Origin of the sequence: Pseudomonas sp. MWU12-3088, assembly GCF_023242405.1 — a bacterium.
Taxonomy (GTDB): Bacteria; Pseudomonadota; Gammaproteobacteria; order Pseudomonadales; family Pseudomonadaceae; genus Aquipseudomonas; species Aquipseudomonas kribbensis.
In genome coordinates, this window is record NZ_JALJEA010000002.1 from 202,706 (window position 1) to 216,987 (window position 14,282).

A 14,282-nucleotide genomic window follows, 5' to 3' on the forward strand; every position below is an offset into this window, starting at 1 on the left:
TTTCACCCCCCATCCAAAGGACCCCGGATGCTTGAACTTGTCGCCGCTTTCATCTGCCTCACCACCCTCCTCACTTTTGTGAATTTCCGCTTCATCGGTTTGCCTCCGACCATCGGCGTGATGGTTACCGCACTGATGTTTTCCCTGTTGCTGCAAGGCCTGAGCCTGCTCGGCTACCCCGGCCTCGAAGAACGCGTACAGCAATTGATCGGCCAGATCGACTTCGGTGATCTGCTGATGAACTGGATGCTGTCGTTCCTGCTGTTCGCCGGCGCCCTGCACGTCAACCTGAACGACCTGCGCAGTTATCGCTGGCCCATCGGCCTGCTGGCGACCTTCGGTGTATTGATCGCCACCGCCGTGATCGGCAGCCTCGCCTACTACATCTTCGCCCTGTTCGGCTGGCACGTGAGCTTCCTTTACTGCCTGTTGTTCGGCGCACTGATTTCCCCGACCGACCCGATCGCGGTGCTCGGCGTGTTGCGGACTGCCAACGCCTCGAAGCCGTTGAAGACCACCATCGTCGGCGAATCGCTGTTCAACGACGGCACTGCCGTGGTGGTGTTCACCGTGTTACTGGGCATCGCGCAACTGGGCGAAACCCCGACCATCGGCGCCACCGCCATGCTGTTTGCCCACGAAGCCATCGGCGGCGTGCTGTTCGGCGGGCTGATCGGTTATCTGGTGTACCTGATGATCAAGAGCATCGAGCAGCACCAGATCGAAGTCATGCTGACCCTGGCGCTGGTCATCGGCGGTTCGGCGATGGCCACCGAGCTGCACGTCTCGGCGCCGATTGCGATGGTGGTCGCCGGCCTGATCATCGGCAACCTCGGTCGCAACCTGGCGATGAACGACATGACGCGCAAATACCTGGACGGTTTCTGGGAGTTGCTCGACGACATGCTCAACGCCCTGCTGTTCGCGCTGATCGGCATGGAACTGTTGCTGCTGCCGTTCAACTGGCTGCACGTGGCGGCGGCAAGTCTGCTGGCGCTGGCGATTCTGTTGTCGCGCCTGCTCACCGTGGCACCGGCCATCGTTCTGTTGCGGCGCTGGCGCACGGTGCCGCGCGGCACTATTCGGATCCTGACCTGGGGCGGTTTGCGCGGCGGGGTTTCGGTGGCCTTGGCTTTGGCCCTGCCGCTGGGCCCGGAGCGCGATCTGCTGCTGAGCATCACCTACATCGTGGTGCTGTCGTCGATCCTGTTGCAGGGTCTGACCATCGGCAAACTGGTCAAGCATGCGACTCGCGACGAGCCGGCGACCACTGCCGAGCCTGCGCACCACTGATCATTTCCTGATCCGCTGCGGGTCGGGCTTTTCCGCCTGATCCGCAGACTCCTTCGGTTTGCCGCTTTCGCTGCGGATCTGCGCATGGCTGATCAGGGCAAAGATGAAACTGCCGCCGATGATGTTCCCCGCCAAAGTCGGCCCGGCAAACACCGCCCAGAAATCGCTCCACGGCAATTCGCCGGCAAACACCAGATACGACACCTCCGCCGAACCCACCACGATGTGCGTAAAGTCGCCCAGCGCCATGAGGTAGGTGATGAGGATGATGATCCACATCTTCGCGCTCTCCATGGACGGGATCATCCAGACCATGGTGGCGATCATCCAGCCGGAAACGATGCCCTTGGCGAACATCTGGCTCGCGTGGTTTTCCATGACCTTGCGGCCGATTTCGAGGAAGGCGGCGTCGGTCTTGCTGTCGAAGATAGGCAGTTCGAGCATCACGTAGGCCACCAGAATCGTGCCGCACAGGTTGCCGAACAGCACGACGGTCCAGAGCCGGATCAATCGGCCGAAATTGCCGAGCGTCGGTTTGGTCATGACCGGCAGGACTGCGGTCAGGGTGTTTTCGGTGAACAGTTGCTGGCGAGCCAGGATCACCGCAAGGAAACCGGCGCAGTAACCAAAACTGGCGATCACTTTGAATTCGTCGCCCTCGGGCAGACGGGAGTTGAGCAGGCCCATGCCCATCAGCGACAGGCCCATGGTCAGCCCGGCCGCGAGTGCCGACCACCACAGCGCGGCGATGCTGCGCTCCAGTTCCTGGTCGCCCTGTTTGCGGATGATTTCATGCAGGACCGCCGCCCGGGGCGGCTGGTTTTTCTCGACTTCGTGTTGTTCCTTGGCCGAGAGGTCGGGGGTCTTGCCGTCTGTTGGCGTGGTCATGGCGGGAAACCGGTGGCGGGGTCATAAAGCTACGACACGCGCCGCTCGGCTTCCGTTCTACGGGACTCGCCGATTACTCGGTAACGGGCGTTTCATCCTTGAACTGGTCTTTGACGTACTTGATCTCGGTCCGCCCGTGCGGCGCCGGCAGGCCGTCTTCGCCAAGGTTGACGAAGACCATCTTCTCGACGGTCAGGATGCTCTTGCGGGTGATCTTGTTGCGCACTTCACAGGTCAGGGTGATCGAGGTGCGGCCGAACTCGGTGGCGGTGATGCCCAGTTCGATGATGTCGCCCTGGCGCGAGGCGCTGACGAAGTTGATCTCGGAAATGTACTTGGTCACCACGCGCTGGTTGCCCAGCTGGACGATGGCGTAGATCGCCGCTTCTTCGTCGATCCAGCGCAGCAGGCTGCCGCCGAACAGGGTGCCGTTGGGGTTGAGGTCTTCGGGTTTTACCCACTTGCGGGTGTGGAAATTCATCTTCACTCCTGAGCGTCTTGCCGAATGATGGGGCCATCTTGGCAGACTGAGCGGTCATGCTCCATGAGGCTTCTACTATGGTCGCTATTAGCGATCTTCATTTGGCCGACAGAAACCCTTTGGAAGATCAGTCTAGACGGCTATAATCGCCCCCGTTTCAAAACGGTAACGTTCACTTGATACCGTTTTCCCGCCACCTGTCCGAGGGGCGCTGCAGCAGGTTCAACCTGTCAGGCTCGGATGGGGCGTTGACTGGCTCAGGCCGGACACTAAACGCACAACGGCGCCCATTCGCATACATTACGAATGGAGGCTCTCATGAGCGCTGTTATCACGCCTGCAGATTTTAACGATTACAAAGTTGCCGACATGTCCCTGGCTGCCTGGGGCCGTCGCGAAACCATCATCGCCGAGTCGGAAATGCCGGCCCTGATGGGTCTGCGCCGCAAGTACGCTTCCGAGCAGCCGCTGAAAGGCGCAAAAATCCTCGGCTGCATCCACATGACCATTCAGACCGCCGTGCTGATCGAAACCCTGGTTGCCCTGGGTGCCGAAGTTCGTTGGTCGTCCTGCAACATCTTCTCGACTCAGGATCAGGCCGCCGCTTCCATCGCCGCTGCCGGCATCCCGGTTTTCGCCTGGAAAGGTGAAACCGAAGAAGAGTACGAGTGGTGCCTGGAGCAGACCATCCTGAAGGATGGCCAGCCATGGGACGCCAACATGATCCTCGACGACGGCGGCGACCTGACCCAGCTGCTGCACGACAAGTACCCACAGGTTCTGGACCGCGTTCACGGCGTGACCGAAGAAACCACCACCGGCGTACACCGTCTGCTGGACATGCTGGCCAAGGGCGAACTGCGCATCCCGGCCATCAACGTCAACGACTCGGTGACCAAGTCCAAGAACGACAACAAGTACGGCTGCCGTCACAGCCTGAACGACGCAATCAAGCGTGGTACCGACCACCTGCTGTCCGGCAAGCAAGCGCTGGTCATCGGCTACGGTGACGTGGGCAAGGGTTCGGCCCAGTCCCTGCGTCAGGAAGGCATGATCGTCAAGGTTTCCGAAGTTGACCCGATCTGCGCCATGCAGGCCTGCATGGACGGTTTCGAACTGGTTTCGCCGTTCATCGACGGTATCAACGACGGCACCGAAGCAAGCATCGACAAAGCGCTGCTGGGCAAGATCGACCTGATCGTGACCACCACCGGTAACGTCAACGTTTGCGACGCAAACATGCTCAAAGCCCTGAAGAAGCGCGCCGTTGTCTGCAACATCGGTCACTTCGACAACGAAATCGACACCGCTTTCATGCGCAAGAACTGGGCATGGGAAGAAGTGAAGCCACAGGTACACAAGATCCACCGTACCGGCCCGGGCGCATTCGATGCTCAGAACGACGACTACCTGATCCTGCTGGCCGAAGGCCGTCTGGTGAACCTGGGCAACGCCACCGGTCACCCGAGCCGCATCATGGACGGTTCGTTCGCCAACCAGGTTCTGGCGCAGATCTTCCTGTTCGGCCAGAAGTACGCCGACCTGTCGCCAGCCCAGAAAGCCGAGCGCCTGACCGTTGAAGTACTGCCGAAGAAACTCGACGAAGAAGTGGCCCTGGAAATGGTTCGCGGCTTCGGCGGCGTGGTCACTCAACTGACCAAGCAACAGGCTGACTACATCGGCGTGACCGTCGAAGGCCCGTTCAAGCCGCACGCTTACCGCTACTAAGAGCAGCTGCGAGCCTCAAGCTTCAAGCGGCAAGCAAGGCCACAAGCCGGGCTTGCCGTACGAAGCTTGAGAGCTCTGCCCCTATTTCAAAACAGTTTCAGGCAGCAGGAATCACGCACGAGAGATCAGCGCACCTCCGCTTCTCTCGAAGCTTGTAGCTTGCCGCTCGTGACTGGAGGTCCCCCGATGTCCCAAGACCGTCGCTACAGCTTCGAGTTCTTCCCGACCAAGACCGATGCCGGGCATGAAAAACTGCTCGCCACTGCCCGTCAGCTGGCCACCTACAACCCTGACTTCTTTTCCTGCACCTACGGCGCCGGCGGCTCGACCCGTGACCGCACGCTGAACACCGTGCTGCAGCTGGAAAGCGAAGTCAAAGTACCCGCCGCCCCGCACCTGTCGTGCGTCGGCGACAGCAAGGACGACCTGCGCGGCCTGCTGAACGAGTACAAGGCTGCCGGCATCAAGCGCATCGTTGCCCTGCGTGGCGACCTGCCGTCCGGCATGGGCATGACCAGCGGCGAGCTGCGTCACGCCAATGAGCTGGTTGAGTTCATTCGTGAAGAAACCGGCAATCATTTCCACATCGAGGTCGCCGCTTACCCGGAGATGCATCCGCAAGCGCGCAACTACGAAGACGATCTCGCCAACTTCGTGCGCAAGGCCCGTGCCGGCGCCGACAGCGCGATCACCCAGTACTTCTTCAACGCCGACAGCTACTTCTACTTCGTCGACCGTTTGCAGGCGCTGGGCGTGGACATTCCGGTGGTTCCGGGGATCATGCCGATCACCAACTACAGCAAACTCGCGCGTTTCTCCGATGCCTGCGGTGCGGAAATCCCGCGCTGGATCCGCAAGCAGCTGGAAGCCTACGGCGATGACAGCCAGAGCATTCAGCGCTTCGGCGAGCAAGTCGTCAGCGAAATGTGCGAGCGCCTGCTGCAAGGCGGCGCTCCTGGCCTGCACTTCTATTCCATGAACCAGGCCGAACCTAGCCTGGCGATCTGGAACAACCTGAAGTTGCCACGCTGATACCGCTGTACGCTTCAAGCTGAAAGCTTCATGCAACAACAGAAGATCGCAAGTTTCGACAGCTCCTGGTGGGTTGTCGCAACTGCGATCTTTTGCTTTTAAGGCCCGAAACAGAGCTTCTGCAGCCAGTTTCTGGCTCTTTGGCGTTTCTCGTCGTAATCTCAAGTCATGCCTTTGATCACGCAGTTATTCGCCGTGCTGGTTTTTGCTTGCCTGAGCTTTGCGGCTCAAGGCGAGAAGCTGCGTATCGTCACCGAACCGTGGGCGCCGTACGTTTACGAAGAGAACGGCAAGAACCTCGGGCTGGACTACGAAACCACTGCCATCGTGTTCAAACGCCTCGGCATCGATGTCGAGTGGCAGTTCCTGCCATGGAAGCGTTGCCTGTCGATGCTCGAAACCGGCCAGGCCGACGGTGCGCTGGACATCTTTCACAGCGACGAACGCGACGCCACCCTGCTCTATCCGAGCGAACCGCTGTCGGACGTCGAGTTCGTGATGTTCTACGCCAACGACCGACCGCACCCTTTTCGCAGCCTTGAAGACCTCAAGGGCCTGACCATCGGTACCTCGCCGGGTTATCTGTACAGCCCCGACTTCAGTGAATCGACCCTGTTCAACCGGGAACCGGCCCCGACCCATGAAGCCAATTTCGGCAAACTGGTGCGCGGGCGCATCGACCTGCTGATCACCGATCGCCGCGTGGGTCAGCATTTGCTCGATGAACTGAATATCCGCGATCAGATCACCGAAAACCCCACCGTCATTAGCCGCCAGAGCCAGTTTCTGGCCGTGCGGCGCAATGCAGGGATGGATTTGCTGGTGCAACGCTTCGGCGCCGAGCTCAAGCGTTTCAAGCGCGAGCCGGCCTATGCCGAGTTGAGCGCACGCTACGGTGCAGCCCCGGTTTCGGAAAAACCCTTGAGCAGCGCCACCGCCAGCGGCAAAACCGTTGAGCAGCAGGAAAGGGGCGCGCAGTGATAGCTCTGTTATACTCCGGCGTTCCCGCCAGGCTCACGCCCGGACGCCCGGAACCGTAACAGGCCTCCCGACCCGCTACAGCGCAGCTCTTCAGCCCGCGCGAGCGCTCCGGACGTGCCTTCGGAACCGCAGCAGGACCGGACGGGATTGCGTCCTCTTAAACGCCATTCGCGCCAGGCAAGACTCCCATTGGGCCAAGCCCTAACTAAAACAGGATTACTCATGTCCTTTGCTTCCCTCGGTCTCTCCGAGGCTTTGGTCCGCGCTATCGAAGACGCGGGCTATACCGAGCCTACTCCGGTGCAACAGCGGGCCATTCCCGCCGTGTTGCAAGGTCGCGACCTGATGGTTGCGGCACAGACAGGTACCGGTAAAACCGGCGGTTTCGCCCTTCCGATCCTGGAGCGGCTGTTCCCCAACGGTCACCCGGACAAATCCCAGCGCCACGGCCCGCGCCAGCCGCGCGTCCTGGTCCTGACCCCGACCCGCGAACTCGCGGCCCAGGTACACGACAGCTTCAAGATCTACGCCCGTGACCTGAAATTCGTCAGCGCCTGCATCTTCGGCGGCGTCGGCATGAACCCGCAGGTTCAGGCCATGTCCCGTGGTGTGGACGTACTGGTTGCCTGCCCGGGTCGTCTGCTCGACCTGTGCGGCCAGGGCAGCATCGATCTGTCCCACGTTGAAATCCTCGTGCTGGACGAAGCCGACCGCATGCTCGACATGGGCTTTGTCCATGACGTGAAGAAAGTCCTCGCCCGCCTGCCGGCCAAGCGCCAGAACCTGCTGTTCTCGGCGACCTTCTCCAAAGACATCACCGACCTCGCCGGCAAGCTGCTGCACAACCCGGAACGCATCGAAGTGACGCCGCCGAACACCACGGTCGAGCGCATCGAACAACGCGTCTTCCGTCTGCCGGCCAGCCACAAGCGTGCGCTGCTGGCCCACCTGATCACCGCCGGTGCGTGGGAACAGGTGCTGGTGTTCACCCGCACCAAGCACGGCGCCAACCGTCTGGCCGAGTACCTGGACAAACACGGCCTGCCGGCTGTGGCGATCCACGGTAACAAGAGCCAGAACGCCCGCACCAAAGCCCTGGCCGACTTCAAGGCCAACCAGGTGCGCATCCTGGTTGCCACCGACATCGCGGCGCGCGGCCTGGACATCGACCAGTTGCCACACGTGGTCAACTTCGAACTGCCGAACGTCGATGAAGACTACGTGCACCGCATCGGCCGTACCGGCCGTGCCGGTCGTTCGGGCGAGGCGATCTCGCTGGTCGCGCCGGACGAAGAGAAACTGCTGAAAAGCATCGAACGCATGACCAAGCAGAAAATCGCCGACGGCGACCTGATGGGCTTCGACGCCAGCACCATCGAGGCCGAGAAGCCTGAAGTGCGCGAGCGTCCGGACATGCGCAACCCGCGCAACGGTCGTGGCCCGCGCGGCGACGGCCCGAATGGCGGCGGCGGTGGCGGCGGTCGTAAAGACAAAGGCAAGGACAAGGGCAAGGAAAAACCTGCCGGCGAACGCGGTGAGCGTGGCGAACGTCCAGCCCGCCAGCAGAAACCACGCGAAGGCACCCCGGCCCGCGAACAGCGTCAGCCAAGCCAGCCGCCACGTGCTGCGGCTGATCGTGCACCGGACGAGTTCCTCGACGACGATATCGATAACTTCGGTAACCGCGTTGACTACGTGCCGAAGCAGGCTCCGGCCGGTGGTCGCAACCGTCGTCCTGGCGCTCCGGCGCAAGGCGCAGGTTCGGGCGCTCCACGCGGCGGCCAGTCGCAAGGTCGTCAGAACGGCCCGCGCAACAGCAACGGCTCGAGCACCGGCACCCCGCCGGGCAAACGCAACGGCCCGCGTAACGGTGCCCCGCGTGATGGTCAGGGTCGTCGCGACGAAAATTCGCGCAACCGCCGTCCGGCCCGTGACGATCAGCAACGTGCCGAACCGGCCGTGCAGAACCCGCGCAGCAGCGGCCCGAAGATCATGCACAAGGAATCGAAAGCCGACCGCTTCCCGACGCCTGAGCAGCTGGATCAACTGCCAAGCCGCCCACGCGGTGAGAAGCCGGCCTTGCTGACCCGCAATCGCTGAGTTTCGACAAGGCAATAAAAAACGCCCCCGGTCGCAAGACCGGGGGCGTTTTTGTGTGCCAAGCGAAAATTACTTCGCTTTGACACCTTCGAACGAGATGTACAGGTCGACTTTGTCGGACTGTGGACCCAGGTCCATCATCTTGCCGAAATCAGAACGCTTGATGCTGGTGGTGCCTTCGAAGCCGGCACGGTAGCCGCCCCATGGATCCTTGCCTTCACCCAGGAAAGTGGCCTTGACCACGATCGGCTTGGTCACGCCGTGCAGGGTCAGGTCACCGGTCACGTCGGCAGTGTCTTTGCCATCGGCGTTCTTGCCGGTGGATTTGACGCTGGTGGAAACGAACTTGGCGTCAGCGAATTTGCCCACGTCCAGGAAGTCTTTGCTGGCGATGTGCTTGTCACGCTCGGCGTGGTTGGTGAACACGCTGGCGGTCTTCACGTCGAACTCGATCTTGCTGTCTTCAGGCTTGGCAGCATCGAAGCTGAACTTGCCGCTGATGTCCTTGAAGGTACCGGTGATGTAGCTGTAGCCCAGGTGGCTGATCTTGAAGTCGACGAAGGCGTGCTGGCCTTCTTTGTCGACGGTGTAGTCAGCGGCCATTACGTTGGCGGACAGCACGGCAGAACCGATTGCCAGAGCGGCCAGAGTCTTTTTCAACATGCTTTCTTTTCCTTTGAGTCGAGGTTGAGCTTCAGGCTTTGCGACCGAGCATTCGAGTGAGGGTCGCATCACGATCGATAAAGTGGTGCTTCAATGCTGCCAACGCATGGAGACCGGAAAAAATTACCAGTGCCCACGCCAGGTACAAGTGAATCACCCCGGCGGTATCTGCCTGATCCGGTAGTCCGGAAACCAGTGCAGGAACTTCAAACAGGCCAAACACCGGGATCCCGACACCGTCTGCGGTGGAAATCAGGTAACCGGCAATCATCACGGCGAACAGCGCAAGGTACAGAAACCCGTGGCCGAACCTGGCGCCGATGCGGGTCATGCGGCTGTAGCTCTGCAGCGTTGGCGGCGGTGGGCTGACAAAGCGCCACAGCACCCGCAACACCATCACAGCCAGCAGCACCAGACCGATGCTCTTGTGCAGATCCGGCGCGTCTTTGCGCCAGGTGCTGTAGTAATCCAGCCCCACCATCCACAGACCGAGCGCGAACAGCCCGAAGACCGCCAGCGCCACACCCCAGTGCATGAAGATGCTGACCCAACCGTAGCGCGAAGAAGAGTTACGTAGCTGCATTGCCCAAATCCTGTGAGAACTGCGAACCAAGACTAGCGAGTTATCTATCGAATTAAAGCGGAAAATTTCGCTTTGAAATATCGAGAAATACGATCAAGAGTCTTGAACAAGGGAGTTAAGGAAAGATTAAAGGGGAAAAGTGTGACGGGAGATTAGCTGGCGAGCGAGCAAACACAGAATGCTTGCTGTTTCACAGGCAATAAAAAAGCGCGGCCTGAAAGCCGCGCTTTTTCATTCACCGCAAAGCCTTACTGCGCTTTGGTATCGGTCGCTGCAGCCGGGGCCGCAGCCGGTTTTGCGGCTGGCTTCTTCGCCGGTTCAGCCTTTTTCGCTGCCGGTTTGGCCGGGGCTTTTTTCGCCTCGGTCTTGGCCGCAGGTTTTTTCGCTGCCGGCTTGGCCGGTGCTTTCTTGGCTGGCTCGGCCTTCACCGGGGCCGCTGGCTTCGGCGCTTCCACCGGGGCTGGCGCAGGTGCCGGAGTCGGTGCAGGCGCCGGAGCGGCTGGAGCAGGTGCCGGCTCTGGGGCTTTTACTGGCTCTGGTTTCTTCTCGTCATCCGAACCACCGAACAGGTTGGTGAAGAAGTTGCCTTTCTTCGCCGCCGTGGCCGCACCTGCTGCGCCTGCCGCCGCTGCTGCGGTGGCCGCCGCCGGGCCGACCTTGATCGGTTCGAAGGATTTGCCTGCCGCCAGGTCTTCAACCTGACTGGCCGCACGCTGACCGGTGCGCAGTGCGCCTTCCAGGGTGCCCGGGTACAGGGTGTCGGTGTGTTCGCCGGCAAACGCTACGCGCTGCAGCGGACGCTCCCACAGACGCCAGTATTTGCTGATCTGGCCCGGGCCGAAGGCCAGGTACGAACCGCCGGTTGACGGGTCGGTGCTGTAGCGACGGATTTCATAACCGGTGAACGCGCCACGGGCCTGTGGATAAAACGCGTGCAGACGGATCAGCACCTGATCGACCATCTGCTTGTCGCCGAAGGCCTGCATGACGCGGGCGTTGTCGCCGGACAGGTTGATCACCACGTTCGCGCCGCCCTTCAAGGCCGGTTCGATCCACAACATGCCCAGGCCGGTGTTGCTGTAGATCTCGCCGGACATCCGCGCCTTGCTTTCCCAGACCGGCGTCTTGAACTTCAGCATGATCTGGTCGCGCCAGCCGTAGTTGGTGCCTTTGATCGCGGCCAGGTGCTGGGCATCCAGGGCCGGGGTCAGCTGGATCTTGTCGAGGGCGCGCAAAGGCACCGCCAGCACAACGTAGTCTGCCTGATAGCCGACACTGCCGACTTTGACGGTCACGCCGTCCTTGTCCTGAACGATCGCGGAAACCGGCGAGCTGGTCTTGATGGTTTTCAGTTGTTTGACGAAGGCCTGGGCCAGCACCGGGCTGCCACCGACCAGACGCGAAGCGCGCATGTCACGGTCGGACACGCCGCGATAAACACGGCTCTGCTGTGCGTAGTACAGCAGCGACAGACGCGACGGTTCGTCGTAATGGGTACGGATATCCTGGTTGATCAGCTGACGCGCGGTGGCAGGCAGGTTCTGCTTGTCGAGCCAGCTCGACACGTTGATCTGGTCCAGCGCGTGAAGAGTGTTGGTCGCCGCAGGGTTCTGCGGATCGTCGATCGAACGCGCGAGATCGTCACGGGTTTTCTCGAAGGTTTTCAACGCCTGCGCGGTGGCCGGTTGCTTGGTGGCCAGGTCGGCGGCAGAGAAATACTCGCCATCGATCAGGTAACCCGGGGTACGCACGAATTCAGGGGCCGGCGTGGTGCTCAGCTTGAAAGTCGAGACGTACTTGTTCAGCACCGGCTGCGCCTTGTCGTTGCCGATCCACTCGCTGGTGGCCATGCCCGAGCGGCCGCCCAGGCTCGGCTTGGCTTCCAGCAGCGTGACCTGCCAGCCCTTGTTCTGCAGCTCGTAAGCCGCGGTCAGGCCCGACAGGCCGCCGCCGATCACGATCGCGGTTTTATCCTTGGCCAGCGCCGTAACGCTGAAAAGCCCCAACACCACAAGCGCACAGGCGCGCAGCCAACCGACAGACATTCAGCGAACTCCGGAAAAACACGTAGGAAAAAGCAGTTTTGCGGGTCAGACGACCCAAAGAACCGCGAAGAATACGTCAGCCATCAAAACGCCGCCAGCGACGTCTATCGGCCCATACAAAGTAGCTCAATCGACGCAATGGGTTGTCCCGGCGCGACGCATTGCATAGGCTTGCGCGATTGTTTGCCCGCGCCTGACGCGAGCCGCCTCGAGGAGACTGAACATGGGCCTGAACAACCAGTGGATGCAACGCGATCTCGCGGTGTTGTGGCATCCCTGCACCCAGATGAAAGACCACGAACAGCTGCCGCTGATTCCGATCAAGCGCGGTGAAGGCGTCTGGCTGGAGGACTTTGAAGGCAAGCGCTACCTGGACGCCGTCAGTTCCTGGTGGGTCAACGTGTTCGGCCACGCCAACCCGCGTATCAACCAGCGCATCAAGGATCAGGTCGATCAGCTGGAGCACGTGATTCTGGCCGGTTTCAGCCATCAACCGGTGATCGAACTGTCCGAGCGTCTGGTGAAGATGACGCCGGAAGGCCTGAATCGGGTGTTCTACGCCGATAACGGTTCGTCCTGCATCGAAGTCGCGCTGAAAATGAGCTTTCACTACTGGCTCAACCGCGGCCAGCCGAACAAGAAACGCTTCGTCACCCTGACCAACAGCTACCACGGTGAAACCATGGCGGCGATGGCGGTCGGCGACGTGCCGCTGTTCACCGAGACCTACAAAGCCCTGCTGATGGACACCATCAAGGTGCCGAGCCCGGATTGCTACCTGCGCCCGCAGGGCATGAGCTGGGAAGAGCACTCGCGCAACATGTTCGCGGCCATGGAGCAGACGCTGGCGGAAAATCATGACAGCGTTGCGGCCGTGATCCTCGAGCCGCTGATCCAGGGCGCCGGCGGCATGCGCATGTATCACCCGGTGTACCTCAAGCTGCTGCGCGAAGCCTGCGACCGCTACGGCGTACATCTGATCCACGATGAAATCGCCGTCGGTTTCGGTCGTACCGGGACCATGTTTGCCTGCGAACAGGCCGGCATCCGTCCGGACTTCCTGTGCCTGTCGAAAGCCCTGACCGGCGGTTATCTGCCGTTGGCGGCGTGCCTGACCACCGACGAGGTGTACAGCGCGTTCTACGACGATTACCCGACCCTGCGCGCCTTCCTGCATTCGCACAGCTACACCGGCAACCCGCTGGCCTGCGCGGCAGCATTGGCGACCCTGGATATCTTCGAACAGGACAACGTGATCGAGAACAACCGGGCCTTGGCTCAACGCATGGCGTCTGCGACCGCGCATCTGGTGGATCATCCGAATGTTTCGGAAGTCCGTCAGACCGGCATGGTCATGGCCATCGAGATGGTCAAGGACAAGGCCACGAAAGAGGCTTATCCGTGGCAGGAACGTCGCGGCCTGAAAGTGTTCCAGCATGCTCTGGGCCGCGGCGCGTTGCTGCGCCCGCTGGGCAGCGTGGTGTATTTCCTGCCGCCGTACGTGATCACCCCGGAGCAGATCGACTTCCTCGCCGAAGTCGCCAGCGAAGGCATCGACATCGCTACCCGCGACAGTGTCAGCGTGGCCGTGCCGAAGGATTTCCATCCCGGGTTCCGTGATCCGGGCTGATTGATTTCATGTAGGAGCGAGCCTGCTCGCGATGCGGACGCCGCGAACTGTCTGATACAACTCGCCGATCCAATCGCGAGCAGGCTCGCTCCCACAAAGTTGCACAACGAACAATGATCCTTTTCAGAGACTCCGAATGAGACTGTCCCGCTTCTTTATCGACGCCCCGCTCAGCACCGGCGAACACGAACTGCCGGAAGCCCAGGCGCATTACATCAGCCGCGTGCTGCGCATGGCCCAGGGCGATGCGGTGCAGTTGTTCGACGGTTCCGGCCACGACTTTCGCGGATCGTTGGTAGAAGTCGGCAAGAAGCGCGTCGTGGTGCAGATCGACGAGCAGTTCGCCGGTCAGGTTGAATCGCCGTTGCACATCCACCTCGGCCAGGGTCTGTCCCGGGGCGAGCGGATGGACTGGGCGATCCAGAAAGCCACCGAACTGGGCGTCAACGAAATCACCCCGATCTTCAGCGAACGTTGCGAAGTCCGCCTCAAGGACGAACGCGCCGACAAACGCCTGCTGCACTGGCGCCAGGTGGCGATCAGCGCTTGCGAGCAATGCGGTCGTTCACGGGTGCCGGTGATTCATCCGCCGGTGCTGCTGGCCGACTGGCTGAAACAGACCGAAGCCGAACTGAAACTGGTTCTGCACCCGGTGGCCGAGCCTTTGGTCAGCCACGCCAAACCATCGACCCTGGCATTCCTGATCGGCCCCGAAGGCGGTTTGTCCGACGCCGAAGTCGAGCAGGCCAAGGGCAACAGCTTCCACGCCGCCCGCCTCGGCCCGCGCGTGCTGCGTACCGAGACGGCGCCGGTTGTGGCGCTGGCGGTGGCGCAGCAACTGTGGGGTGATTTCTAAGC

General features: G+C 61.2%; 12 protein-coding genes and 1 riboswitch. Of the genes, 7 read left to right on the top strand and 5 right to left on the bottom strand.

Annotation, left to right across the window (positions count from 1 at the left end; all coding sequences use genetic code 11):
* Positions 1–27: 27 nt before the first annotated feature.
* Positions 28–1,293: a cation:proton antiporter gene (locus tag M5B98_RS06655; protein ID WP_134828377.1), complete on the top strand. Its 1,266-nt coding sequence runs from the start codon at positions 28–30 to the stop codon at positions 1,291–1,293.
* Here the strand turns inward: M5B98_RS06655 and M5B98_RS06660 are convergent, their stop codons facing one another.
* Both M5B98_RS06660 and M5B98_RS06665 read right to left on the bottom strand, forming a co-directional pair.
* Complete coding sequence (locus M5B98_RS06660) at positions 1,294–2,181, bottom strand: formate/nitrite transporter family protein (protein ID WP_248742270.1); 888 nt, start codon at positions 2,179–2,181, stop codon at positions 1,294–1,296. It abuts the gene before it with no gap.
* Positions 2,182–2,254: 73 nt separating this feature from the next.
* A complete protein-coding gene (locus tag M5B98_RS06665) occupies positions 2,255–2,662 on the bottom strand; it encodes an acyl-CoA thioesterase (RefSeq protein ID WP_007959686.1) in 408 nt (135 codons plus the stop codon).
* A 197-nt stretch (positions 2,663–2,859) separates the two neighbouring features.
* Positions 2,860–2,958: riboswitch (S-adenosyl-L-homocysteine riboswitch) on the top strand.
* Between the two features lie 22 nt (positions 2,959–2,980).
* On the opposite strand from M5B98_RS06665, the gene ahcY reads away from it, so the two are divergent.
* The 4 genes from ahcY to M5B98_RS06685 all read left to right on the top strand — a co-directional run bounded on the left by ahcY (position 2,981) and on the right by M5B98_RS06685 (position 8,503).
* Positions 2,981–4,390, top strand: coding sequence for an adenosylhomocysteinase (ahcY, locus tag M5B98_RS06670; RefSeq protein WP_127800358.1), 1,410 nt, complete (start codon positions 2,981–2,983; stop codon positions 4,388–4,390).
* A gap of 186 nt (positions 4,391–4,576) precedes the next feature.
* Positions 4,577–5,422, top strand: a complete 846-nt coding sequence (metF, locus tag M5B98_RS06675; RefSeq protein WP_114886047.1) for a methylenetetrahydrofolate reductase [NAD(P)H] — start codon at positions 4,577–4,579, stop codon at positions 5,420–5,422.
* 168 nt (positions 5,423–5,590) lie between these two features.
* Entirely contained in the window at positions 5,591–6,403 is an 813-nt protein-coding gene (locus tag M5B98_RS06680; protein WP_248742271.1) for a substrate-binding periplasmic protein, read from the top strand.
* A 222-nt stretch (positions 6,404–6,625) separates the two neighbouring features.
* The gene (locus tag M5B98_RS06685) at positions 6,626–8,503 is read left to right on the top strand and encodes a DEAD/DEAH box helicase (RefSeq protein WP_248739960.1); all 1,878 of its coding nucleotides are present in this window, start codon (positions 6,626–6,628) and stop codon (positions 8,501–8,503) included.
* 69 nt (positions 8,504–8,572) lie between these two features.
* On the opposite strand, the gene M5B98_RS06690 is transcribed toward M5B98_RS06685, so the two are convergent.
* The 3 genes from M5B98_RS06690 to M5B98_RS06700 all read right to left on the bottom strand — a co-directional run bounded on the left by M5B98_RS06690 (position 8,573) and on the right by M5B98_RS06700 (position 11,794).
* A complete protein-coding gene (locus M5B98_RS06690; RefSeq protein ID WP_085731599.1) occupies positions 8,573–9,166 on the bottom strand; it encodes a YceI family protein in 594 nt (197 codons plus the stop codon).
* 31 nt (positions 9,167–9,197) lie between these two features.
* A complete protein-coding gene (locus tag M5B98_RS06695) occupies positions 9,198–9,749 on the bottom strand; it encodes a cytochrome b (RefSeq protein ID WP_119427560.1) in 552 nt (183 codons plus the stop codon).
* A 248-nt stretch (positions 9,750–9,997) separates the two neighbouring features.
* On the bottom strand, positions 9,998–11,794 hold the full coding sequence (locus M5B98_RS06700; RefSeq protein ID WP_114886052.1) for a flavin monoamine oxidase family protein: 1,797 nt from the start codon (positions 11,792–11,794) through the stop codon (positions 9,998–10,000).
* Between the two features lie 223 nt (positions 11,795–12,017).
* Here M5B98_RS06700 and M5B98_RS06705 point away from each other — a divergent pair, with 223 nt between their 5' ends.
* Both M5B98_RS06705 and M5B98_RS06710 read left to right on the top strand, forming a co-directional pair.
* Positions 12,018–13,424, top strand: a complete 1,407-nt coding sequence (locus tag M5B98_RS06705; RefSeq protein ID WP_248742272.1) for an adenosylmethionine--8-amino-7-oxononanoate transaminase — start codon at positions 12,018–12,020, stop codon at positions 13,422–13,424.
* Between the two features lie 136 nt (positions 13,425–13,560).
* On the top strand, positions 13,561–14,280 hold the full coding sequence (locus M5B98_RS06710; RefSeq protein ID WP_248742273.1) for a 16S rRNA (uracil(1498)-N(3))-methyltransferase: 720 nt from the start codon (positions 13,561–13,563) through the stop codon (positions 14,278–14,280).
* Positions 14,281–14,282: the final 2 nt, after the last annotated feature.

Coding starts and splice junctions, on each gene's coding strand:
- M5B98_RS06655 (WP_134828377.1), top strand. CDS start 28: ATGCTTGAACTTGTCGCCGCTTTCATCTGCCTCACCACCCTCCTCACT.
- M5B98_RS06660 (WP_248742270.1), bottom strand. CDS start 2,181: ATGACCACGCCAACAGACGGCAAGACCCCCGACCTCTCGGCCAAGGAA.
- M5B98_RS06665 (WP_007959686.1), bottom strand. CDS start 2,662: ATGAATTTCCACACCCGCAAGTGGGTAAAACCCGAAGACCTCAACCCC.
- ahcY (WP_127800358.1), top strand. CDS start 2,981: ATGAGCGCTGTTATCACGCCTGCAGATTTTAACGATTACAAAGTTGCC.
- metF (WP_114886047.1), top strand. CDS start 4,577: ATGTCCCAAGACCGTCGCTACAGCTTCGAGTTCTTCCCGACCAAGACC.
- M5B98_RS06680 (WP_248742271.1), top strand. CDS start 5,591: ATGCCTTTGATCACGCAGTTATTCGCCGTGCTGGTTTTTGCTTGCCTG.
- M5B98_RS06685 (WP_248739960.1), top strand. CDS start 6,626: ATGTCCTTTGCTTCCCTCGGTCTCTCCGAGGCTTTGGTCCGCGCTATC.
- M5B98_RS06690 (WP_085731599.1), bottom strand. CDS start 9,166: ATGTTGAAAAAGACTCTGGCCGCTCTGGCAATCGGTTCTGCCGTGCTG.
- M5B98_RS06695 (WP_119427560.1), bottom strand. CDS start 9,749: ATGCAGCTACGTAACTCTTCTTCGCGCTACGGTTGGGTCAGCATCTTC.
- M5B98_RS06700 (WP_114886052.1), bottom strand. CDS start 11,794: ATGTCTGTCGGTTGGCTGCGCGCCTGTGCGCTTGTGGTGTTGGGGCTT.
- M5B98_RS06705 (WP_248742272.1), top strand. CDS start 12,018: ATGGGCCTGAACAACCAGTGGATGCAACGCGATCTCGCGGTGTTGTGG.
- M5B98_RS06710 (WP_248742273.1), top strand. CDS start 13,561: ATGAGACTGTCCCGCTTCTTTATCGACGCCCCGCTCAGCACCGGCGAA.